Below are 23,945 nucleotides of genomic sequence, written 5' to 3' on the forward strand. Positions count from 1 at the left end.
CTAGTTTTTTAGTAAATAATAAGAAAAAAGCCGTTAAAATCTTAAAAAAGAATTTTAACGGCTTTTTTTGAAGGGAAATTGAGCGCCTATGTCTCAGCCCCGAGTTTTCTCTAAACACAAAAGTAGACCAACAATACATATAAAGTATCGTTGGCCTACTTTTTATTATTTATTCTCTATGATCGTTGATATCGATAATTTTCGAACTATCATATTTGTATTCTTTGTCTAAAATTTGCATGTATTCGTCAAACGTATATCCGTGGAAAATCCAGTTACGCATCTTCATATAAACAGGTTTCACCTTATTTTGATGTGTTTCAGTCACACGTTTACGTAAAATACCATCATTTACCATCGATAACAAGACGTCTGCAACCATGTCATATGAAATAGCATGCTTCATCATCGTCAACAATTCGATGTTCAGTTGATCTGCCGTTGCATTAAAGTTATTGTCTTTTCTCACACTGCGATCTAACCAAGATAAGAAGTCAATCATGTCTTCATCTGGTAAGTTGAAAACATTTCTCTCAAAATACAACATATCTTCTATTGTCTCTGGCATGTAGTAATGTGCATCTTTTAAGAAATGTGCAAATTCATCTTCTTCTAGCTGTAAGCCTAATGAAACAATCGCACCGTTTACCAAACGATAATTTATATTTTCTGGCGCAATGCGTTCACAACGTTTTACGAATCGTTGAATTTCCATCAATGTATGTTCTTCGTCCAAATAAGTTTTGAATACATTTTGTAATTGTGTATATGAATATAAACCATACAAGTTGGTTGCTGCTTCAAATACACGGTACTTCAAGATCATCGCTTGTAATTCTTCGTCTTCCTTCTCAATATATGCACCTACACGTGTCGCAACTTCTGCCGGTATCTCCAATACAGACAACCCATTGTCTTCTTGATCTGTATTAAAGACCAGATAACAATCAGGGAATGTAATTGAAGAAATAAACGGCAACATTTCTTTGCTATAATGATGTGTTAAAGCAAAAGCTAAACGCTGATCTTTACTCATCTTGCTTACTTCTTCTTTTATATAATTATCAGTTACAAGCGATTGTATAAAGTGAACGAGCATTTCGTCTTTCTTCATACTAGAATAACCTGTGATATCATGTGCCTTACACAGTCTTTTAATATCACCGACCGTTAAGTCAGACATTAATTCGATAATCGAGTTTGGTTGCTCAGGTAAAATCCCCTGCTTCATCATCGCATCTTCAAACTGCGCTCTCTCTTCATCCGTTAATCCGGATAATAAGTCTGACATCCCTTCGAAATCTCTTACCATTTTTTCTCACCCATTCATTGATCATGATACTTCCATTTTACAGAGTTCCATCCCTTTACGAAAGCCTTTTTACCGAATTAAGGGATTTCCCATTCAATTTGTTCAAAACATATACATAAACGCTCAAATCACCTTTGAAAAAATAGAATAACGTAATGATTTGTCAACTAATATCATGTAAAAACTGTAATAAATTATGTCCGAATTATATCCAATTAGAATCTAAAATTTGACAACTGTTAAGCGCTTTCAATAATTGCGTGATTTTGTTCACAAGAGTTGGTATACTGTTTGTGAAATGATGAACAAAACCTAACAGGAGGTATACTCATGATTAAAGAACCAAAGAAACAAAACAATGCATGGTCAGGATTTAAAACAGGTCGTTGGACACGTAACGTAGATGTGCGTGAATTCATCCAACTGAACTTCACTGGATATCAAGGTGATGATAGTTTCTTAGAAGGTCCTACCGAAGCAACATCTAAATTATGGGATCAAGTAATGCAGTTATCAAAAGAAGAACGTGAACGTGGTGGCATGTGGGATATGGATACGAAAGTTGTTTCAACAATCCTTTCTCATGATGCAGGATACTTAAATCAAGATCTAGAACAAATCGTCGGCGTTCAAACAGATAAACCATTCAAACGCTCGATGCAACCATTCGGTGGTATTCGTATGGCAAAAGCAGCATGTGAAGCATACGGATATGAACTAGACGAAGAAACTGAACGTATCTTCACAGACTATCGTAAAACACACAACCAAGGTGTATTCGATGCATACTCTAAAGAAATGTTAGCTTGTCGTAAAGCAGGTATCATTACGGGTCTTCCTGATGCTTACGGTCGTGGTCGTATTATCGGTGACTACCGTCGTGTTGCTTTATACGGTATTGACTTCTTAATGGCAGAAAAACAACGTGACTTCAATGACCTTTCTTCTACTATGTCTGAAGATGTCATTCGTTTACGTGAAGAAGTGTCTGAACAATACCGTTCACTTAAAGAATTAAAAGAACTTGGTGAACGCTATGGTTTCGACTTGAGCCGTCCAGCGGAAAACTTTAAAGAAGCTGTTCAATGGTTATACTTAGCTTACCTTGCAGCAATCAAAGAACAAAACGGTGCTGCAATGAGTCTTGGTCGTACTTCTACTTTCTTAGATATCTATGCAGAACGTGACTTACAAGCAGGTACAATTACAGAATCAGAAGTTCAAGAAATCATTGACCACTTCATTATGAAATTACGTCTTGTAAAATTCGCACGTACACCTGATTACAACGCACTCTTCTCTGGTGACCCTACTTGGGTAACAGAATCTATCGGTGGTGTTGGTATCGACGGTCGTCCAATGGTTACGAAAAACTCATTCCGTTTCCTACACTCTTTAGACAACTTAGGTCCTGCACCTGAACCAAACTTAACTGTATTATGGTCTACACGCTTACCAGAAAACTTCAAACGCTACTGTACGAAGATGAGTATTAAAACAAGCTCTATTCAGTACGAAAACGATGATTTAATGCGTGAAAGCTATGGCGATGACTACGGTATTGCGTGCTGTGTATCTGCGATGAGAATTGGTAAACAAATGCAATTCTTCGGTGCACGTGCCAACTTAGCAAAAACATTATTATACGCAATTAACGGTGGTAAAGATGAAAAATCTGGCAACCAAGTCGCACCAAAATTTGCACCAATCGAATCTGATGTTTTAGATTACGATGAAGTGTATGCACAATTTGATGAAATGATGGAATGGCTTGCAGGCGTATACGTGAACTCATTGAACGTTATTCATTACATGCATGACAAATACAGCTATGAACGTATTGAAATGGCATTACATGACACAGATGTTCACCGTACAATGGCAACAGGTATCGCTGGTCTTTCAGTTGCAGCTGACTCATTATCTGCAATCAAATACGCAGAAGTTCGTCCAGTCCGTGATGAAAACGGCCTTGTTGTAGACTTCGAAACAACTGGTGACTTCCCTAAATACGGTAACAACGACCCTCGCGTCGATGACATCGCAGTTCAATTAGTTGAAAGCTTTATGAGAAAGTTACGTAAACACAAAACTTACCGTGACTCTGAACATACAATGAGTGTATTAACAATCACATCTAACGTTGTATATGGTAAGAAAACTGGTAATACACCAGATGGACGTAAAGCTGGTGAACCATTTGCACCGGGTGCAAACCCAATGCACGGCCGTGATGAAAACGGTGCTTTAGCATCACTCTCATCTGTCGCAAAATTACCATATGACTGCTGTAAAGATGGTATCTCAAATACATTTAGTATCGTTCCAAAATCACTTGGTAAAGAAGATCATACACAAGAACAAAACTTAGTCAGCATTTTAGATGGTTATGCATTACAACACGGTCACCATCTCAACATCAACGTATTCAACCGTGAAACATTGTTAGATGCGATGGAACACCCTGAAGAATATCCACAGTTGACAGTTCGTGTATCTGGATACGCTGTAAACTTCATCAAGTTAACACGCGAACAACAACTCGATGTTATTTCACGTACATTCCACGAATCAATGTAACAAGAAGGTAACAAGAAGGTGGGAAAGGAGTGCTTAGGGAGTGAGCAGAATCCGAGCAATGAACAAAATTGATTTCCAAATTTTGATGAATTGCGAAATTCTGTCGAAATCCCTACTCCTTGAGCACTGACAATAGAAGGTGGGAGAGAAGCGGTTAGAATTTGAGCAGACCCCTGCAATCTCAAATGCACTAATGAGACTTCTCAAACACGAATTAACGAAAGGAAACAGAGGGATATACTATGTTAAAAGGTCACATTCATTCAATAGAAAGTTTAGGTACTGTGGACGGCCCTGGTCTACGTTACATCATCTTCACACAAGGTTGCTTATTGCGGTGCTTATATTGCCATAACCCCGACACATGGAAAATCAATGAACCGTCAAGAACTGCAACATCTGATGAACTTGTGGCTGAAATTACACCGTATCTCCCTTACTTCCAAGCATCTGGAGGCGGTGTCACAGTAAGTGGTGGCGAACCGCTTCTCCAAATGCCGTTTATTGAAGATTTATTTGAAAAGCTTCAAGCACAGGGCATTCATACATGTATTGATACATCTCTTGGGTGCGCCAATGATTCAGAAGCTTTTAGAAAACATTTCGACCAACTACTACCCCATACAGATTTATTGATGGTCGACATTAAACATATTGATAATGAAAAGCATAAACGTTTAACAGGAAAACCTAACACCCATATATTAAAGTATATTCAGTACTTAGCCGATAAGAAGCAACCAATCTGGATACGACATGTCCTAGTGCCAGGTTTAACTGACGCCCCAGAAGACCTGCGTGCACTTGGTGAATTTATCAACCAGCTAGGTAACGTTGAGAAGTTCGAATTGCTTCCATACCATCAGCTGGGCGTTCATAAATGGCAAGCCCTTGGCATTCCATATGAACTAACGGATGTCTCCCCTCCAACAGATGAAGATGTCGCAGAAGCATATCGATTGGTTAACTTTAATGGTGTTACCCCCTTAACACCAGTTGGCTAAAAACATATAATTCACATACTCCTACCTATATATATTAAAGAACGTAAAAAGCTACACGCAAACCCCTGAGCGTGTAGCTTTAATATTTTCTAGCAAGACAAGTTATGCTTCTTCATTCGCTGTGAAACGATAAATGTCTGGTTGATACAACTTGAGTACTTTGCAGAATAATGTGTTGACGATGAAGCCTACAACTAAAGGTACGCCTATAAATACAAAACCGGCTATTAATACATTCATCATCGTTCCATGTTGCAAAAATTCTAATGCTTTAATTGGACCTACAAGACCTACGATACCGAACCCTGCAGATTCTTTTGTACCCTCAATACCGACAAGTGCACCGACAATCCCTGTAACACCTGCTGTTAAACCAATTGGCAATAAGAGAATAGGATAACGAATAATATTCGGCATCATCATCTTCATTCCACCAAGAATAATCGCCACTGGGACACCCAGCTTATTCACACGCAAGGTGCCGATAAACAGGACAACTGCTGCGGCTGCAACACCAATTGCTGCTGCACCTGCTGCAAGGCCAGAAATACCAATTGCTAAACCAACCGCAATTGTTGATACAGGTGATACGATAATGAATGAAAACAAGATTGCAATCAACATACACATCAATATGGGTTGCAACGTTGTGAGTGTATTGACCACATTCCCAATTGCCAGCGTAATCTTACTAACATAAGGCAAGGTTAAAAGACCGATAAGTCCTGGAATCCCTCCTACTAGAATAGGTAATAAAATGATTGTTAAACTTCCTAATCGCCCACTCAACCAAAGTACCATTAAAACAGCGATTGAAGCTGTTAACATCGTATTGATTAAATCACCGATACCGACAATTTGCCAACCGGCTTCTGTTGCTTGTGCTGCACCTGAACCAACATACGCTGCCGCTCCAACAACTGCCGTTTCCATCGGATTCAACTTAAATTGAAATGCAATGAGCACCCCAACCATTAAAGGTAAGGCGAATTGAATGCCTAACACAACATGATGTAATGTTTCGAAAAAAGGCATCGACTTCCCTAAATATTGAAACAGTCCACCTAATACCGCATTCGGAATCAACCCAACAACAATGGCTACGGCTAATCCATTTAATACGTTAAACGTAAACTTTTTAAACGTCATTTTTTCATTTTCAATTGTTCCCATATTTTTCCCTCCTTAGATGTATGATACATCTTGTTAGCTATTATACGCTATTTTTTTAGAACATTTCGACAAAATCATAAAAAAGATCACTTTCTCGAATTCCGACTTTACCGATAAGGATTTATATGGTATTTTAATGTTCAAGGAGGGAACGACATGTTAGAAGTTAAAAATTTGCACCAAAAATATCATGAAAAAACCGTACTCAACAATGTCTCATTTTCACAATCACAAGGTACAGTCACTGCCATCATTGGTCCAAGTGGTTCTGGTAAAACAACGCTATTAAGAACATTAAACGCACTCGTACAACCACAAAAAGGAAGTATTTCAATCAATGATGTCACAGTCGACTTTGAACATACAACAAAGCAAGGCATCAAACAGCTGCGCAGCCAATCGGCGATGGTCTTTCAAAACTATAATCTTTTCAGCAATAAAACAGCGTTAGAAAATATTACAGAAGGCTTGATTTATGGTCAAAAATATTCAAAAGCAGATGCTGAAAAGATCGCTTATGAACTTTTAGACGAAGTGAATTTGCGTCAACATGCGGATCATTATCCAATTCAACTCTCTGGTGGACAAAGCCAACGTATCGGTATCGTACGTGCATTGGCACTGAATCCGAAGTTACTTCTGTTAGATGAACCGACATCTGCATTAGACCCAGAATCTGTCACAGGTATCCTGTCGCTTATCAAAAAGATCGCGCAACAAGGTATGACGATGACGCTCGTCACACATGAAATTCAATTCGCTGAAGCTGTTGCTGATCAAATCATCTTTATTGATCATGGGGAGATTATTCCTCAAGGCTCTCCAGAACAAGTTTTACATAATCGTGAACATCCACGTCTACAACAATTTTTAGAACGTGTCGATACGAAGCAGGTGATTGTATGATCAAACGCTTGTCCCAACTGCTCTTAGTCATTGGCCTTGCAACGATACTCGCAAGTTGTCAATCTGAAGATACATCCCAAAATCAGAAGAAGGTCGTAAAAGTAGCCGTCTCTGCCGAAGTCAATCCACCATACTTATATACAGACAAAAACAATCGTTTTATCGGCTTAGATATGGATTATATGAAGCTATTAGAGAAAAAGTTACCACAATATGATTTTCAATATGAAATTGGAGAAGAAGAAGCCAACTTAGTAGGACTCGGTGCAGGTAAGTTCGACATGGCTATTAACTGGTTCTTCAAGACGCCTGAACGCGAGGAAAAGTTCTTATATCAAAACGAACATTATAGCTATTCATTGACGATGTTGACTGTACATAAAGATAACAATACGATTCATAGTTTAGACGATATGACGAATCATCAACTCACACCAATGGCTCCGAGTGGTGGATTGTACTCTATCCTATCACGCTATAACGAATCACATACAGAACAGATCGATATCGATACGATTCACTCACCTTCTAACGGTGATAACTTGAAGATGATCTCACAAGGCCGTCGTGATGCGATGTTTATCAACTGGAACACGTATACGGCAATTCAAAAGGAATTGAATCAAGACGTTAAAATTGGCGGTATCGTAACCAAAGAGCCACTTCATATCGTCTATAACAAAGAAAACAAACAATTGCACGATGACATTGATCGTGCCACAAAAGCGCTCAAAGAAGAAGGTAAGTTACAAGAATTGTCACACCGCTACTTTGACATTGATATTTACCAAGATTTAGACACAATTAACCAACATATCGACGCATTGGAAGTGCAGTAACATGAACATTGATTGGCCAAGTTTGTTTCAACAAGTATTACAACAATTACCTATCACACTCGTCATGATTGTCACTGCGCTCTTCTTTGCACTGATTCTCGGATTGATTCTTGCGATTATTCGCATTCGACGTGTTCTTGTTCTCAATCCAATCGTACGTATCTTTTTGTCGTTTAGCCGTAGCACACCACTTGTCTTGCAACTCTTTCTTGTGTATTTTGCACTACCACAAGTATTGCTCTTTATCGGCATCGACATTAACCAATGGAGTCGCCTTTTCTTCGCAATTTTAGCGTTCACTTTGCATTCAGGTGCTTATCTGTCAGAAGTGATTCGCGCTGGCTATCAATCCGTACCATACGCACAAGTAGAAGCTGGTCTAACTGTTGGGTTAACCTATCCGCAAGTGGTACGCCGTATTATCGTCCCACAAGCATTACGCAATAGTTTACCGAACTTGACGACTCAAATTATCGAACTGATCAAAGACACATCTCTTGCCTTTACAATTGGCATTATCGACATGATGGGGCAAGTACAACTCATCATTGGCAATAACTATGGTCTCGGTATGCTAGAAGTTTATGTTGTCATCTCAATTATTTACTGGGCACTCGCACTTATCGTTCAAGGTGCATTGGCATTTGTTTCCCATCGTTCAAGTCGCCCATATCAAGTATAAGGAGGCATTATCTATGTCATTTATGATTGAAGCTTTTACTGAAGCCTTAAAAGGCGTTCCTTATACCATTGCAGTCGCAGTCGTTGCGATTATCGTCGGGTTATTGATTGGAAGCCTTTTTGCACTTATTCAATTTCGACGTGTTCCTGTACTTTCACAGATCATTGTCGTCTATAACTCATTTATGCGCAGTACACCCCTTATTGTGCAACTCTTTATTTTTTATTACGGCTTGCCCGCACTTATTCTGTGGCTAAATGCACAATTTCATTGGAAGTTGAACCCAGATATGTTCCATCCACTTGTCATTGCGCTTATCGCCTTTTCATTGCACGCTGTGGCATATCTCTCCGAAAGTATCAAAGGGGGGGTTATTAGCCGTGTCACAAGATCAATATGAAGCTGCACAAACAATTGGATTGAGCAAATGGCATCTTTATACACGTATTGTTTTGCCACAAGCTTATGGTTATGCACTTCCAAATATCGAAAATCAATTCATTATGCTCATCAAAGGGACATCCCTTGCGTTTGCAATACAAATTCCGGAAATTATGGGTGTAAGTGCCGTCATCGCCAACGAAGGTTATCGCTTTGTTGAAGTTTATACGATTGCTGTTGTTTTCTATTGGGTATTAGCAATTGCATTAGAATTTGTGTTCCATCGACTTGAAGGACATACTACGCGCTATCTTCGTGCGTAAACATTACACTAAAGGATACAGCATCATTCTCGAGCTTTTCTAGAATGATGTTGTATCCTTTTTTAGATATATTCTCATTTAGAATATGGATTTTTGTTTTATACCACAGTTCAAACCTTTGAAAATAAAGTACTTTCATCTCACAATCAATCTTTTATTTTCGCAATCATTTTTTGAGAATGAGAATCAATTAGTCATTTTCCCGTCACAAACTTAGCCTTTTCCCTAATGTTCAAATTATCACAATGAGCGTATACTAGAGATATCACTCATATAGGGAAAGGATGTTCCAAAATGATTCAATCAACAGAAAAAGTAGCAGATGTTGTTACAAAATATCCAAAAACGGCTGATGTTTTCCGTAAGTATGGCATCGACTTTTGTTGTGGTGGTCAAATCTCAATCGATGAAGCAGCTGCAAATAGCAAACGTGCAGAGTTAGATACATTATTACCAGAGTTAGAAGAAGCAAGCAAAATTCAAGCAGAAGGTATCAACCCAAGCTACCTAGATGTTCCTTCACTTATTCAATATATCGAAGCACGTTATCACGAAACATTACGTGAAGAGTTAAAACAATTAACACCTTACGTGACAAAGTTAGCGCGTGTTCACGGTCCAAGTCACCCATATTTAGTAGAACTCAAAGAACTTTACGACACTTACAAATCAGGTATGTTAACTCACACTGATGAAGAAGATAAAGAAACATTCCCTAAATTAATCAAAGCACATAATGGGGAAACAGTTCCGGATCTTGAAGAAGCAGTACAATCACTTGTTGATGACCACACAGGTACAGGTGCATTACTTGAAAAAATGCGCGAATTGACAAATGACTACCAACCACCAGTAGAAGCATGTGGTACATGGCGTCTTGTTTACAACCGCTTAGAAGCGTTGGAAGAAGAGACTCACGCACATGTTCATCTTGAAAACCACGTATTGTTCCCAAAAGTAAGTGCATAATCACAATATAAAAAAGACTGGCAGCACGCCAGTCTTTTTTTACTGTCATATTTTAATTTGAACTACTTGATGCGGCACTTTGTCGCACCATTTCAAAGTATTCAAATGCCACTTGGAATAGCAACATCAACAATAAGGGTGGGTATTGATCAGTATCTATGGTCACTTGATGTTCTGTTCTAAGTTTGAAATAACTTGATTTTGAATTTAAGAGTTCTGTTTCCCGTTCATCTTTTATGATAATGCTATGCGATAAAATCCCTGTTTGTAGCTTAAGTTCATTTGCCTGCATATCTGTATATCGCATCTTAGGTTTTACCCAGCTAAAACTCGCTTTCAGTTCTCCGATTGGCTTATGGTTGTGATAAACTTGCCAAGCTGGTAGGAATAGCGTACTCAGTGACCTTTCTCGACGCACTTCATACAGGTCTTTTCCATCTGTAATCTCATATTCTTGTTTCATCGCACTTAACCAAGATGACATTTTACTACGCTTCTTTTTATTTAAGATACGCAGTGACATTACTTGTTTGTCCTGTTCATTCAATACAGAAATTTCTTTCGTCGAACCATCCCAAAAATTTTCTTTGTAATGATACTTTTTCATGTCTCTCCCTCCTTTAACGTGTCTGTGCTATTTGATAAAAACGTGCCATATTCTCTGCCCAGCGTTTTAAAGATATTGGTCCTTCAGCTAGCGCAGTTTCTAAAGAACAAGGTCCTGATAGTAAACTATATACCGCATCAATTCCATATTTAAACACTGCTTCATATCCTTCACCAATACTACCTGCTACGGCGATGACAGGTTTATGATATTTTTTCGCTGCTTGTGCCACACCGACTGGCGTTTTGCCGAATGCTGTTTGTCCATCAATACGACCTTCCCCTGTTATAACCAAGTCGGCATTCAGTGCGTGATGTCTAAAGTTCGTGACGTCTAGCACTATCTCTACACCACTGCGCAACGAGACAGGTAAACATGCAAGTAACCCTGCACCCAGCCCGCCTGCTGCACCGGCACCTGGAATATCCGCCACCGCTTTATGTAAATCTTGTTTGATCACATTGTGATATTGCGTGAGTGCTTGTTCAAGGATTGGGAATGTCTCGTCCGTAACACCTTTTTGTGCGCCATACACTGCCGTAGCCCCTGTCTCGCCGAGTAACGGATTCGTCACATCACACGCAACTTCGAATGTCACATCTGACAAACGGCTATCTATATTCGTCACATCGATATGTGCTAAATGCTGTAATGCAGCACCACCACGTTCAATAGACGCTCCTTTGACATCCAATAATTCCACGCCTAACGCTTGTAATAAGCCTGCACCACCATCATTCGTGGCACTCCCACCAATACCTAATATAATACGTGATACCCCTTGATCTAACGCATCTTTTATCAGTTCACCTGTTCCAAACGTTGTAGCCATCAGTGGATTCAGTGTTTCTGGTGTTAACAAGTCTAAGCCAGACGCAGCTGCCATCTCGATAATAGCTGTTGTCCCATCAAATGCAAGACTGTACGACGCATGAACGGGTACGCCGAGTGGTCCTGTCACTTCTATCATTCTCCACACGCCGTTGAGTGCATCGTGTAAGGATTGTGTTGTTCCTTCCCCACCATCAGCCATAGGCACTTTGTCATAAGTCCATGTCTCCCCCATGACTGAACGCCATCCTGCTTCTATCGCCTGTGCTGCCTCCATTGCCGTCATACATCCTTTAAATGAATCTGGCGCAATGACTAGTCGTTTTTTCATGTTGTTACACCTCTTTGTGTTTATCATCTATCTCCATTATATCTCTAAAATAGCGATGATGTTTCTCAAAAACAACCAATAAAAATGACTTATGAACATCTCACTGCTCATAAGCCATCCTATCAAGTCAATTTATGCCGCTTCAGCAACATAAATACTACGTTTCAACCACTGTCCTGTGTTCGGATCATAATCATCACATGTAATCAGTGTCAGTTGATCTTTCTCTTTATTCATTTCTTCCAAGACTTCTACTTGTGTTGGATCAACATCTTTAATCGACGTAATCTTGTATTTTCGTTCTTCATTTCCAACTTTGAATGTGACCGCATCGCCTTTTTTTGCTTTATGCAAATCTGTAAACTGATTGTATAAGTTATAATCTGTGTGGCCTGCAATCGAAATATTTTGGTCGGACAATGATTCATCTTCTTCTGCAAACGCCAATCCACGTTTCAACTGTTCAGGCGTCGCTGCACCCGGATAAACAGCTTCTTTAATATCAACTGATGGAACCGTCAACACACCAACTACTTGAGATTTATCTTTTGGTATCTCCTGTTGCGCAGGTTGCTTTTTTGACTCATATTGTTCAATTTTTTGCTCTGTCTCTTGTTGGGCAAAATAGCTATCAATTTTCGTTTTGAATACCAAATATAATCCACCTAAAATAAGCACAATACCAAGTAACGGTACTAAAATATTTTTCAATTGTTTCATGATTCGTTTCCTCTTTTACTCTAAAATATTTAGAACCATTCTACCACACAACCAAACAAATACCTATACGAATTCGTTTGACACGATAAGTTAACAAGCTATTCGAGGTTCGTTATCAAGTTCAGAGATTTCTTTCCATACAAAAAAGCCAGGATATTGCGCGTATCCTGACTTTCAAATTCATATATGATTAAACTTCTGATTCTTCTCTAATCAATGGATGATCTGGTCTTACAAAGAACCATAAAATAATTGCAATGACTACCAAGACTAACATTAAACGTAATGTTGTAGGCCAGCCCATGATTGTTGCAAGATAACCTGCAAGAATCGGACTTAACATCGCTCCAATGTTCCCCCATAAGTTCATCCAACCTGATACTGTACCCGCAAAGTTACGACCTAAGTCAGTTGCTGATGCCCAGCTCATAACCATTGAAAGTCCAATACCACCTAAACATACTGACATCCAGAAAATATTCATTGCCAATGTTTGCGCACCTACTGCAAAGTTCAACGCAACACCGAAAACAACGAAGCCTGCAATTGCGATAGACGCACGTGCCATGAAGCGTGACTTTCCTGCGCTTAAAATTCTATCTGAAATAAAACCACCTGATAGAATTAAAAGGAACATGACAAACCATGGAATACCAGCGATTTTACTCATTGTTAAGTTATCGATATGGAATGTTTCCATTAAGTATGTTGGTAACCACATTAAGAATAATGTAATTGCGAATTGTACAATAAAGTATTGTGCCGCAATTGCATAGAAGCTAAAACGTGTGAAAAAGATTCCCCATGGTGCTGATGATTTTTCAGTTGAAACAACATCACGGTTTTCCATGATGAATTGTTTTTCTGCTTCGCTCACCATTTTATGATGCTCAGGTAAGTCTTTTGCAATAATTGCCCACAACATAGCGATTAAGAAACCGATTGCCCCAAAGATATAAAATACGGCTTGCCAACCGAATGTGTTGTAGATAGCAACTGTAATAAATGGCGCTAATACAGGACCAAAGTATGAACCTGCTAATAACGCACTTGATGCACGTCCTTTTTCATTCTTACCAAACCAATGTGTATTGAACACAGCATTCGATGGATACATCGGTGCTTCCCCAACACCGAATAAGAAACGTACTAAGTATAGTAAACCGTGGTTTTTCACTAATCCTGTTAAGATTGTGAATGCGCTCCACCAAATTAAAGCGACCGAAATCATTTTTTTCGGTCCGAACTTCTCAGCTAAGACCCCTGAAGGTACTTGCATTAATGCATAACCAAGTGAGAAGAATGACGCTAAGAACCCAAATTGCGTCTTTGTTAAATTTAAATCTTCCATCATCGGAACAGCGATATATGAGATATTAGCCCTGTCCATATAAGCAATAACCCCGATTAAGAAGAAAAACCCTGCAAACATCCAACGGATATTTGTTTTCTTTCTAGTCATGATTTTTACCCCGCTTTCATTAGGTCATCAGATGACCTTTCAAATTAGCAATTTGAATATACCACAGGTGTAAAACGTTTACAAGAAAATTTTCAACACTTCAGAAACCGGTTTCAGTTTGTGCATTTTATCACAATTAAACTAGTATCATAGACCATCATCAAGGCGTTTGGAAGACCTTATAAACCAAGCATTAATACAAATTATTTACTATATTGCAATAGTAAATAATTTTATGCGAAATATCTAAAAACTTTTTTGACATACACACTCATCCTCATCATTTTTTCTACTTATTGCAATACTTTTATCCTCCGTAATCCATGCCTTATGATGAATCATTCAATGTTCAAATGTTGTTTATTAACGTAACAAGAATAATGTGGTTTAATAGAGATGGAAGCGCTTAAAATAAAATTAATGATTGAGTAAGAGGTGTCTATCACATGCATTCAGCAAAAGAAACAGAACTCAAGAAACAGTATCTCGACTTGCTCGCTGAAAAATACGATTCAGAAGAAAAAGTTGCAACAGAACTGATCAGCTTGGCGTCTATTTTAGAGTTACCAAAGGGGACAGAACATTTTGTCAGTGATTTGCACGGGGAATATCATGCGTTCCAGCACGTGTTACGCAATGGTTCTGGAAATATCCAATCAAAAATTCATGATATTTTTGATGAGCGTCTTTCTGAAGATGATATCAATGAATTGATTGCCTTAGTATACTATCCCGAAGATAAGATAAAACGTATCAAGGCAAACTTCGACTCTAAAGATGCCCGCAATGAATGGTATCAATGTACGATTCATCAACTACTAGAGTTAGTTACATTCACTTCTTCAAAATATACACGTTCAAAATTAAGAAAAGCTTTACCGAAACAATTCGTTTTTATTATTGAAGAATTGTTATATAAAACAAATCGCTACAACAATAAAAGTAACTATTATTCAACAATTATTCATCAAGTCATTGAATTAAACCAATCCGATAAATTAATTATCGGGCTCTCTAACACCATTCAAAGACTTGTAGTTGACCATTTACATGTTGTCGGAGATATTTATGACCGTGGGCCACATCCCGACAAAATCATGGATACACTTATCGACTATCATTCGGTTGATATTCAGTGGGGAAATCACGATGTGCTATGGATGGGTGCATATGCCGGCTCAAAAGTTTGTCTCGCTAACTTATTACGTATTTGCGCGCGCTACGACAACTTAGACATTATTGAAGATGCTTATGGTATTAACTTACGTCCACTCCTTACATTGGCCGAAAAATACTATGACGACAATCCGGCTTTCCGTCCGAAAAAACATCCTGAAAAAACACCATCTGTATCTGAACAATTACAAATCACGAAAATTCATCAAGCAATTGCGATGATTCAGTTCAAACTTGAAGGTCCGATTATCAAACGTCGTCCGGAGTTCGACATGGATGCGCGTCTACTATTAGATAAAGTGAACTATCGTGAACAAACACTCGAACTGAATGGTACCGTTTATCCATTGGAAAATACATGTTTCAAAACGGTCGACCCACGTAATCCAACAGCACTTTTAGAAGAAGAGCAAGAGGTGATGGATCGACTCATTCTCGCATTCCAAGAATCTGAGAAATTGCGCCGCCATATTGACTTTTTAATGAAAAAAGGAAATCTCTATTTGCGCTATAATGGGAACCTACTCATTCATGGCTGTATCCCAGTTGATGAATCTGGCGAAATGGAAGGCATGATCATTGATGGTCAATATGCAGCAGGCCGGGAACTCATCGATGCCTTCGAAGTACACGTACGTCATGCTTATGAGCACTTAGATGAACAAGATGACCTTTCTACCGACTTGATTTGGTACTTATGGACCGGGAAATATTCATCACTCTTCGGAAAGCGTGCGATGACAACATTTGAACGTTACTTCATCAAAGATAAGGCAACCCATAAAGAAGAGAAAAATCCATATTATCACTTGCGCGAACAAGAATCATACGTCAAATCAATGTTAAAAGAATTCGATATGGATCCTGAACAAGGACGTATTATTAACGGGCACACCCCTGTTAAAGAACGTGATGGCGAAGACCCAATCAAGGCGAATGGTAAGATGTTAGTTATTGATGGTGGTTTCTCTAAAGCATATCAATCTACAACGGGGATTGCAGGTTACACCTTGCTATATAACTCGTTCGGGATGCAGCTTGTTGCACACCAACAGTTTAACTCAAAAGAAAACGTCCTTGAAACGGGTGAAGACGAGCTATCAATTCGTCGTGTCGTAGATGAAGAGTTAGAACGCAAGCTCATTCGCGACACAAATAAAGGCATTGAATTACAAAAAGAAATTGATATGTTGAAAGAACTGATGACATATCGCTATATGAAATAACATATGTATCGAAACAGCGAAACACTATTTTCACAATAGGTTTTGCTGTTTTTTTCTTTGCAGATATTCAGTCTTAATAAATGATAAAAACTTCTTGAATTCTTTTGTATAAAAGAAAACCAAAACCTTTTATTCATTTGAAAACACCATTATTATTTTTTAATTTTAAGTAGCTTTTTAATCATGAAAGATGTAAAATTTTAGAGTGCGATACCAATATTAAATCGTACCATTTCATAATAAAGCGCCTCTTTATCACTGATGCCTATGTTGAGAATTGTTCGGGATACAATGTCCTTAGTGCCAATAGGCTCTGAACACATTGTACTATTCCAACATCCTTGATGAGATTTTACATCTAGATCATTTATATAATATAATAATGAAAGCGTTTACTTATGAATTGAATATACTGGAGGGGTTATGTGTGTTAGAAATCCTAGAAAAAATTAATGGTGTTTTATGGGGAGCACCAAGTTTAATTTTATTATCTGGGACAGGTTTATTTTTAACCTTTGTCTTAAAAGGTATGCAGTTCACGAAGTTACTTCATGCGTTCAAACTGGCTTTCGTCCCAGACAAGAGCCAAGATGATAGCGAAGGAGACATCAGTAACTTCAAAGCACTCATGACATCACTTGCCGGAATGATCGGTAATGGGAATATCGCAGGTGTTGCGACAGCCGTTACATTAGGTGGCCCCGGTGCTGTATTCTGGATGTGGGTCGTTGGTTTACTCGGTATGACAACGAAGTATGCCGAAGCATTACTAGCGATGAAATATCGCGAGCAAAATGCAAATGGCGAGTATTCAAGTGGTCCAATGTACTATATCGAAAAAGGACTCGGTTCTCGCTACAAGTTCTTAGCAGTAGCTTTCGCCATGTTTGGCGCCTTTGCCTCACTTGGTATCGGAAACAGTGTTCAATCTAATACAATCGCTGACGTTATGACAAACTCATTCAATGTGAGTGGCTTTATCACAGGGATCATTTTAGCTATTCTTATCTCATTGATTATTTTCGGTGGACTTAAACGTATTAGTAACGTCGCTGGTGTTTTTGTACCGATGATGGCAATTTTCTATATCGGTGCTGCTGTCACAATTATTTTGATTAATTACGACAAAATCATTCCAGCATTCGGATTAATCTTCCAATATGCATTCACACCTGTATCAGCTGCAGGGGGATTCACAGGTATTATGGTGATGCAAGCCGTTCAAAACGGTGTATCAAAAGGGATTTTCTCGAACGAAGCTGGTTTAGGGACGGTTGCCTTAATCTCAGGTAATGCGAAGTCAGGTCATCCTGCCATTCAAGCACTCGTTGCAATGACAGGAACATTCATCGTAACAATCGTTGTTTGTACGATGACAGCACTTGTGTTACTTGTGACAGGTTACTGGGATCCGAGCGGTGGTTTATTATCAGGCGTGTCACACGATCCAAAACTCGAAGCTGGCGCATTAACAAGCGTTGCCTTTGGTTCTAGTCTTGGCATGCTAGGTGAATACGTGGTATCACTCTCTGTTATCTTCTTTGGCTTCTCAACAATTATTGCGTGGTTCGTATACGGTGCGAAATGTTTCGAATACTTATTTGGTGTAAAATACGTGATGTTATATGGCGTGATTTACGTTGCAGCAACGTTCTTAGGAACTGTTGCAGACTTGCGTACTGTATGGCTTTTTGCTGACGTTGCCAATGCGATGATGATGATTCCAAACTTAATCGGTATCTTACTGTTGTACAAAGTTGTTAAGGAAGAAACAGAAGATTACTTTAAACCATCCTTACGTAAAGTATCATAAAATACAAAAACGACTATTGCCATCTCGCAATAGTCGTTTTTCTGTGCTTTCTTATAAGGGTCTTAATCTTTTGTGGTGGGATGGCATGAACTGCTGTCCCGCCCTTTTTTGTTTTTTAAATCATTTTGATACAAAAAAAGCGCTCATGCCTCTATAATTTTAAGTGCCTAAACAAAAAATGAGAGGAGACATGATGCGCCTATGTGTAATGATATATTAAAACTATTAAAAATAAAAGATGAAAATATTCAAGTTCTTAAAGTGGAAGAAGATGTAGAAGTGCGTGGTCAGCTTTCTACGGTTGTTTATGGAACACTTTCTTATACACCAAAGGCATGTATGAAGTGTGGTTGTGTCAATGACGGACAAATACATAAGCACGGTAAACGTGTTTCGCGTTTAACACTATTAAAATCTCAAGAGTCTAATGTTTATCTTAATTTAGCGAAAGAACGCTTTAAGTGTCTACATTGTTTAAAGACTTTTACGGCTCAAACAAACATTGTTGATAGTAATTGCTTTATTACTAACCGTGTGAAATTAGCGATTCAGGACAAACTCACACGTGTACAGTCTGAGATAGACATTGCTAATGATTGTAGTGTTTCACCAAGCACAGTTAAGAGATGTATTCACCATATCTCACAATCATTAATAGTAAAACCTTCATCTGGATTGCCTAAACATCTCTCCATAGATGAATTTAAAAGCGTTAAAAATGTGACAACAGCGATGAGTTTTCTGTTTATAAATAATGAAACGAATCAGATTATCGATATCTTAGAAGATAGACGTATTCACAAACTTAAAGAGTACTTCTATCGTTTTGATCGTCGTGAACGATTAGCTGTCAAAACGGTCACAGCCGATATGTATGAACCCTACATTAACTTCATTCATGAAGTATTCCCGAATGCGATTTTAATCTTTGATCGTTTTCACATTGTTCAGCACCTTAACCGTGAACTTAATAAGCAACGTATTTCTATAATGAATACTTGTCGCTATAAGTCATCAACAGATTACACGAAAATGAAAAAACACTGGAAACTTTTCCTTTCTGACAGACAAGATATCAACAGCTATGAATACTTTTGGTCGAAGTCCTTCAAAACGTATACGACATCAAGAGATATTTTAGAGTATCTATTAAATCTTGATCAGCAGCTCTATGACACATATATGTTAGTTCATCACCTTCGAGAAGCATTAAAACAATGTGATTGGTTACGTTTCAAAGAAACTTTAATGAGTGTTGATAAGAAGCATGTATCACGTGGTGTTTGGCGTGTCATTCGGTTCTATAAAAAATACGAGTATATCCTTTATTCAACAATTAAACACCCTAAGTTAAACAATGGAGCGATTGAAGGTATCAATAATAAAATTAAGCTTATTAAACGTGTATCATATGGCTATCGAAACTTTAATAACTTCAAGGCAAGGATACTGATTATTTTTAAGCTATATCAACGACGTAAAAAGGATAGTTTACTAATAAATAACGCTGCATAAATATATTACGTAGTAATCGCTATCTAATATGTCCTAACACACTTAGAGATGTGTATCTAAAATCATTTCTAATACGAGACGCCTAAGGCAACAAGCCGAACGGAAAATCCATTTTGGCTTCTTTTATTCAATAAAGCCAAAATTAGTTGAAGTGAGGCGCCTTGGCAAGCGAGTATTAAAGAAATGATGGTATAGAAAAAGCGCACAATTAATAATTAAACTGTACGCTTAAATGAATGTAGAGATGACTACATGTTATGATTAAGTTAAAAATAAAATTAGTTACTTTTTATTATCTGCCCACCACAAAAAATGGACTTCCTCTTATAATAACTCGCCTCTCAACTGTAACTGATACAAGTTATAGTAAATGCCTCGTTGTGCTAGCAACGTTTCGTGTGTCCCTCTTTCTGCAATAACACCTTTGTTCAACACGAGTATTTGATCTGCATCTTGAATCGTAGACAAGCGGTGCGCAATTGCTAAAGTCGTACGTCCATGTCTCATTTTCGCCAATGACTTCTGAATGGCTTCTTCAGTCTCAGAGTCGATATTCGCGGTTGCTTCATCCAGAAGTAAGATTTTAGGATCCATTGCCATCGTACGTGCAAAGGCAATCAATTGACGTTGTCCGCTAGAAAATGCACGCCCTTGTTCAATTACTTGATGATCATAGCCATCTGATAGCTGCATAATAAAATCATGTGCATGAACAAACTTCGCTGCCGCTTCCACTTGTTCAAACGTCATCGTCGGATGATACAGTCGGATATTCGATGCAACTGTACCATAAAAGATAAACGGGTCTTGTAACACAAGGCCGATACTTTGCTTCAACGTCTGTTGCGCATAAGACTTGATAGATTTTCCATCAATTAAAATATCTCCACGTTCAAACTCATAAAAACGCATAAATAGATTCGCAATCGTACTTTTACCCGATCCCGTGTGGCCTACCAATGCCACCGTTTGGCCCGGTTCCGCTACGAAAGAAATATCATGTAACACATCATGTGTACCGTCATAACTGAAGCTCACATTTTTGAATTCAATGCGTCCTTGTTGAATTGTCGCTGTTTCATCTTCTTGTTGTGTTGGCGCATGCGTCTCGTTGTCCATCATTTTAAACACACGGCTCGCTGATACAATCGCTTGTTGGAAGATATTCAAGTTCTGGCTCACTTGATTAATCGGCTCAAAAAAGCGTTGCATATATTGAATAAACGCATACACCACACCTGCAGTAACGGTCTCACTGAAACTTAAAAGACCAAAGTACCCTAAAATCATCACCGTCGCAAATGTGGCTAACATCGTCATCGCAGGACGTAACATCAGACTGTCCAATTGAATCGTCTTCATAGACTTTTCATAATGTTCAGCATTGATCGCTCCAAACTCTTCTCTTAGACGCTGTTGCTGATTGAATACTTGAATGATCTTCATACCTTCAATCGACTCAGCCAACTTCGCATTCAAATCCGATAATCGCTGACGTGTTTCGTTAAAGTATACAGATGCGAACTTACGATAACATGCGAGTATTATGATAATCACCGGCACAAACAGCAGTGCAAATAATGCGACACGAATATCCAATACAAACATCATGACAAAGCTTGCAATAACCATCAAAAAAGCTTGTAAAAAGGAAGTTAAAACACCTGTAAACATCTCAATAATGGCTTCTGTATCATTCGTCAACCTTGATACAATACTCCCACTTGGCGTTTCATCAAAAAATGCCATACCTAATCGTGTAATATCATGGAATGCATCAATTCGTAGTTGTTGGATGACCTTTAGTGCTAAATATTCTAAGTAATACACACTTAAATAGGTCGTCATTGCACCCACAATTTGAATAACGATAAAAGCTATTAACAAACCGATTACTTGTTGATTTGATAGTCTCGATTGTAATAAATACTCATCGATAAAAATCTTAACAATATACGGAATACTCATACTCGCAGCAATGGAAATACTGAGTGTCAACAATGATACAGCAATTAATTTCTTAAACGGTAGCGTATACTGAAGCAGTCGTATAAGTACATGTAATTGTTCTTTGGCGGATAATTGAACGACTTCTTTAGTGTGTTTCCCCATGTTGACCCCCTCTTTCTACTTGCGCCGTTAAATCTTCAGTGTAACGTGCTTGCATGGCCTGTGCATGGAATGTTTCTGCATACCAACCATTTTGTGCGAGTAATTCATCGTGTGTTCCCCGTTCAACAATGGTGCCTTCACGCATAACTAAAATCATATCCGCATGCATCACAGCACTCATGCGATGTGCGGTAATCATATTCGTCTTGCCTTGACGTGTCTCTTTCAAATTATGAAGTATCGCCGCTTCTGTCTCAGCATCTACTGCTGACAATGCGTCGTCTAAAATGAGCACATCTGGGTCTTTGATCAGTGCACGTGCAATCGAAATACGTTGCTTTTGTCCACCAGACAACGACACCCCACGTTCACCAACGACTGTATCATATGCTTCTGGTAGTCCCATTATATCGCGATGAATGTGACTCATTTGACTGGCATGATATAACGTCTCATCCGATACATTCGGTTGACTGAAAGCGATATTGGCACGGATCGTCGACGAAAATAAGAAGTGTTCTTGTGGGACATAACCGAACTGTGCACGTAACTGGTCGATACCATACGAACGAATTGCTCGACCGCCATATTGTATATCGTCGGGATGATCGGTATCGAATTCACGTAACAAGAGACGTAACATCAAGCTTTTGCCTGATCCCGTACTTCCGACAATACCAAGCGTCATCCCTTGTTTTAATGTAAAGTGAATATCGTGTAGACGTGCCACTTGCTCATCGGGAAACTGAAATGCATCCATTTGAAATACGATATCTCCAGTAGGTTTCGTTTCAATATTCTCTATCAGCTTGACATCGTTCTCAACACTTTCTATCTGACGAATTCGATCATATGATGCATGTCCACGCTGTACAATGTTGAAAAAGAAACCTAGCGCTAACAGTGGCCATACGAGCATATTGAGATATGTCGTAAATGTCACCAAATCACCAATCGTTATTTCTCCATTAAGCGTCATAATTGAACCAAAGATCATACTTAACAGATAACTCGTCCCTAGTACTAACTGTATCGTTGGATCAAACAGTGCATCAATTTTTGCAACACGTATATTTTTCCCTACAACTTCATCACTCAACTCACGGAAGTCCGCTTCATCATCTTCTTCATAGCCAAAAGACTTCGTTACTTTGATACCCGAAATACTTTCTTGTGTCTTATCGTTCAATTGACTAAAAGCTGCTTGAGCATTTTTGAAAGTATCGTGTAACAACCGGCCATAATAATTCGTCGCTAAAACGAGAATCGGCAATGGAATAATCGCAATCAATGTCAATTTCGGACTGACAGTGATTGCCATCATTGCCAACGTCATCCCGCCAGTAATCAATGCATCACCAATTGTCATCACACCGATACCGGCTGAGCTTTGAACTGCACGAATATCATTAGTCGCATGTGCCATCAAATCTCCCGTACGATATTGTTGATAAAATGATGGACTCATCATCGTATATTTCTCATAGAGACGCTCACGCAAAATACGCCCTAACTTTGCACTTGCACCAAACAATTGCATGCGAGATACAAAACGCAAAAGATAGATGATCACACCTAATCCAATCATGATGAGTAAACAGATGGTTAACAAACGCGGTGTCAATGTTCCTTCTGTAATGTGATCAATCACAAAGCCAATCATTCTTGGCGGTATTAAACTACAAAATGTTGTGATGAGCATTGCGACAAGTGCGATCACAAATCTCTTTCTCTCTTGTTTAAAAAACCAACTCAAATCTCGAAATACTTTCAAGGTGCATCACCACCATCCTTTCTTTTATGTTATTTCCCACTTTTATGTAAAGTTACAAAAAATAACCTTTGTATACTATCATATACAAAATATATCAACAGAAAAAGTATTTGGCGTTTGATTTTTCACAATTTTGCCACATTATTTCGAATTTTATAGAAATATTATAAATCACCTAAGATATGATAGTCTAAATAGAAAGGAGGAGA

17 protein-coding genes and 1 pseudogene are annotated in these 23,945 nt (G+C 38.5%); 10 read left to right on the forward strand and 8 right to left on the reverse strand.

All coding sequences use genetic code 11. The features are described from left to right. Positions 1 to 169: 169 nt before the first annotated feature. The gene (locus MUA51_RS09680; protein ID WP_262559624.1) at positions 170 to 1,312 is read right to left on the reverse strand and encodes a hypothetical protein; all 1,143 of its coding nucleotides are present in this window, start codon (positions 1,310 to 1,312) and stop codon (positions 170 to 172) included. A gap of 330 nt (positions 1,313 to 1,642) precedes the next feature. Between MUA51_RS09680 and pflB the strand changes: the two genes are divergently transcribed. Both pflB and pflA read left to right on the forward strand, forming a co-directional pair. After that, complete coding sequence (gene pflB, locus MUA51_RS09685; protein WP_262559625.1) at positions 1,643 to 3,892, forward strand: formate C-acetyltransferase; 2,250 nt, start codon at positions 1,643 to 1,645, stop codon at positions 3,890 to 3,892. A gap of 242 nt (positions 3,893 to 4,134) precedes the next feature. Continuing rightward, a complete protein-coding gene (pflA, locus tag MUA51_RS09690; protein ID WP_262559626.1) occupies positions 4,135 to 4,896 on the forward strand; it encodes a pyruvate formate-lyase-activating protein in 762 nt (253 codons plus the stop codon). Between the two features lie 102 nt (positions 4,897 to 4,998). Here pflA and MUA51_RS09695 read toward each other — a convergent pair whose 3' ends face one another. Next, a complete protein-coding gene (locus MUA51_RS09695; RefSeq protein WP_262559627.1) occupies positions 4,999 to 6,069 on the reverse strand; it encodes a PTS sugar transporter subunit IIC in 1,071 nt (356 codons plus the stop codon). Positions 6,070 to 6,225: 156 nt separating this feature from the next. Between MUA51_RS09695 and MUA51_RS09700 the strand changes: the two genes are divergently transcribed. From MUA51_RS09700 to scdA, 5 genes and pseudogenes are all read left to right on the forward strand, one after another. Then, positions 6,226 to 6,975 (forward strand): amino acid ABC transporter ATP-binding protein, encoded by a 750-nt coding sequence (locus MUA51_RS09700; protein ID WP_262559628.1) that lies wholly within the window; start codon positions 6,226 to 6,228, stop codon positions 6,973 to 6,975. Then, a complete protein-coding gene (locus MUA51_RS09705) occupies positions 6,972 to 7,814 on the forward strand; it encodes a transporter substrate-binding domain-containing protein (protein ID WP_262559629.1) in 843 nt (280 codons plus the stop codon). The genes MUA51_RS09700 and MUA51_RS09705 overlap by 4 nt, the downstream gene beginning before the upstream one ends. 1 nt (position 7,815) lies before the next feature. Further along, positions 7,816 to 8,496: an amino acid ABC transporter permease gene (locus MUA51_RS09710; protein ID WP_262559630.1), complete on the forward strand. Its 681-nt coding sequence runs from the start codon at positions 7,816 to 7,818 to the stop codon at positions 8,494 to 8,496. Between the two features lie 13 nt (positions 8,497 to 8,509). After that, positions 8,510 to 9,200: pseudogene (locus MUA51_RS09715) on the forward strand (amino acid ABC transporter permease). Positions 9,201 to 9,494: 294 nt separating this feature from the next. After that, entirely contained in the window at positions 9,495 to 10,169 is a 675-nt protein-coding gene (scdA, locus tag MUA51_RS09720; RefSeq protein WP_262559632.1) for an iron-sulfur cluster repair di-iron protein ScdA, read from the forward strand. Between the two features lie 52 nt (positions 10,170 to 10,221). Here the strand turns inward: scdA and MUA51_RS09725 are convergent, their stop codons facing one another. From MUA51_RS09725 to MUA51_RS09740, 4 genes are all read right to left on the reverse strand, one after another. Continuing rightward, on the reverse strand, positions 10,222 to 10,776 hold the full coding sequence (locus MUA51_RS09725) for a tubby C-terminal domain-like protein (protein ID WP_262559634.1): 555 nt from the start codon (positions 10,774 to 10,776) through the stop codon (positions 10,222 to 10,224). 13 nt (positions 10,777 to 10,789) lie between these two features. Beyond that, complete coding sequence (locus MUA51_RS09730; RefSeq protein ID WP_262559635.1) at positions 10,790 to 11,938, reverse strand: glycerate kinase family protein; 1,149 nt, start codon at positions 11,936 to 11,938, stop codon at positions 10,790 to 10,792. A 132-nt stretch (positions 11,939 to 12,070) separates the two neighbouring features. Next, positions 12,071 to 12,658 carry a class A sortase SrtA gene (srtA, locus tag MUA51_RS09735; RefSeq protein ID WP_262559637.1) on the reverse strand — a complete coding sequence of 196 codons (588 nt, stop codon included), beginning with the start codon at positions 12,656 to 12,658 and terminating at the stop codon, positions 12,071 to 12,073. A 190-nt stretch (positions 12,659 to 12,848) separates the two neighbouring features. Then, positions 12,849 to 14,120: a pyruvate MFS transporter gene (locus MUA51_RS09740; protein WP_262559641.1), complete on the reverse strand. Its 1,272-nt coding sequence runs from the start codon at positions 14,118 to 14,120 to the stop codon at positions 12,849 to 12,851. Positions 14,121 to 14,566: 446 nt separating this feature from the next. Between MUA51_RS09740 and MUA51_RS09745 the strand changes: the two genes are divergently transcribed. From MUA51_RS09745 to MUA51_RS09755, 3 genes are all read left to right on the forward strand, one after another. After that, positions 14,567 to 16,522 (forward strand): fructose-1,6-bisphosphatase, encoded by a 1,956-nt coding sequence (locus tag MUA51_RS09745; RefSeq protein WP_262559642.1) that lies wholly within the window; start codon positions 14,567 to 14,569, stop codon positions 16,520 to 16,522. A 427-nt stretch (positions 16,523 to 16,949) separates the two neighbouring features. After that, entirely contained in the window at positions 16,950 to 18,335 is a 1,386-nt protein-coding gene (locus MUA51_RS09750) for an alanine/glycine:cation symporter family protein (protein ID WP_095117867.1), read from the forward strand. A gap of 201 nt (positions 18,336 to 18,536) precedes the next feature. Next, positions 18,537 to 19,850: an ISL3 family transposase gene (locus tag MUA51_RS09755; RefSeq protein ID WP_262559205.1), complete on the forward strand. Its 1,314-nt coding sequence runs from the start codon at positions 18,537 to 18,539 to the stop codon at positions 19,848 to 19,850. A gap of 324 nt (positions 19,851 to 20,174) precedes the next feature. On the opposite strand, the gene MUA51_RS09760 is transcribed toward MUA51_RS09755, so the two are convergent. Beyond that, positions 20,175 to 21,962, reverse strand: coding sequence for an ABC transporter ATP-binding protein (locus MUA51_RS09760; RefSeq protein WP_262559643.1), 1,788 nt, complete (start codon positions 21,960 to 21,962; stop codon positions 20,175 to 20,177). Continuing rightward, the gene (locus tag MUA51_RS09765; RefSeq protein ID WP_262559644.1) at positions 21,946 to 23,736 is read right to left on the reverse strand and encodes an ABC transporter ATP-binding protein; all 1,791 of its coding nucleotides are present in this window, start codon (positions 23,734 to 23,736) and stop codon (positions 21,946 to 21,948) included. The genes MUA51_RS09760 and MUA51_RS09765 overlap by 17 nt, the downstream gene beginning before the upstream one ends. Between the last annotated feature and the right edge of the window lie 209 nt (positions 23,737 to 23,945).

It is taken from the genome of Staphylococcus sp. IVB6214 (genome assembly GCF_025558585.1).
GTDB lineage: Bacteria > Bacillota > Bacilli > Staphylococcales > Staphylococcaceae > Staphylococcus.

Coding starts and splice junctions, on each gene's coding strand:
- MUA51_RS09680 (WP_262559624.1), bottom strand. CDS start 1,312: ATGGTAAGAGATTTCGAAGGGATGTCAGACTTATTATCCGGATTAACG.
- pflB (WP_262559625.1), top strand. CDS start 1,643: ATGATTAAAGAACCAAAGAAACAAAACAATGCATGGTCAGGATTTAAA.
- pflA (WP_262559626.1), top strand. CDS start 4,135: ATGTTAAAAGGTCACATTCATTCAATAGAAAGTTTAGGTACTGTGGAC.
- MUA51_RS09695 (WP_262559627.1), bottom strand. CDS start 6,069: ATGGGAACAATTGAAAATGAAAAAATGACGTTTAAAAAGTTTACGTTT.
- MUA51_RS09700 (WP_262559628.1), top strand. CDS start 6,226: ATGTTAGAAGTTAAAAATTTGCACCAAAAATATCATGAAAAAACCGTA.
- MUA51_RS09705 (WP_262559629.1), top strand. CDS start 6,972: ATGATCAAACGCTTGTCCCAACTGCTCTTAGTCATTGGCCTTGCAACG.
- MUA51_RS09710 (WP_262559630.1), top strand. CDS start 7,816: ATGAACATTGATTGGCCAAGTTTGTTTCAACAAGTATTACAACAATTA.
- scdA (WP_262559632.1), top strand. CDS start 9,495: ATGATTCAATCAACAGAAAAAGTAGCAGATGTTGTTACAAAATATCCA.
- MUA51_RS09725 (WP_262559634.1), bottom strand. CDS start 10,776: ATGAAAAAGTATCATTACAAAGAAAATTTTTGGGATGGTTCGACGAAA.
- MUA51_RS09730 (WP_262559635.1), bottom strand. CDS start 11,938: ATGAAAAAACGACTAGTCATTGCGCCAGATTCATTTAAAGGATGTATG.
- srtA (WP_262559637.1), bottom strand. CDS start 12,658: ATGAAACAATTGAAAAATATTTTAGTACCGTTACTTGGTATTGTGCTT.
- MUA51_RS09740 (WP_262559641.1), bottom strand. CDS start 14,120: ATGACTAGAAAGAAAACAAATATCCGTTGGATGTTTGCAGGGTTTTTC.
- MUA51_RS09745 (WP_262559642.1), top strand. CDS start 14,567: ATGCATTCAGCAAAAGAAACAGAACTCAAGAAACAGTATCTCGACTTG.
- MUA51_RS09755 (WP_262559205.1), top strand. CDS start 18,537: ATGTGTAATGATATATTAAAACTATTAAAAATAAAAGATGAAAATATT.
- MUA51_RS09760 (WP_262559643.1), bottom strand. CDS start 21,962: ATGGGGAAACACACTAAAGAAGTCGTTCAATTATCCGCCAAAGAACAA.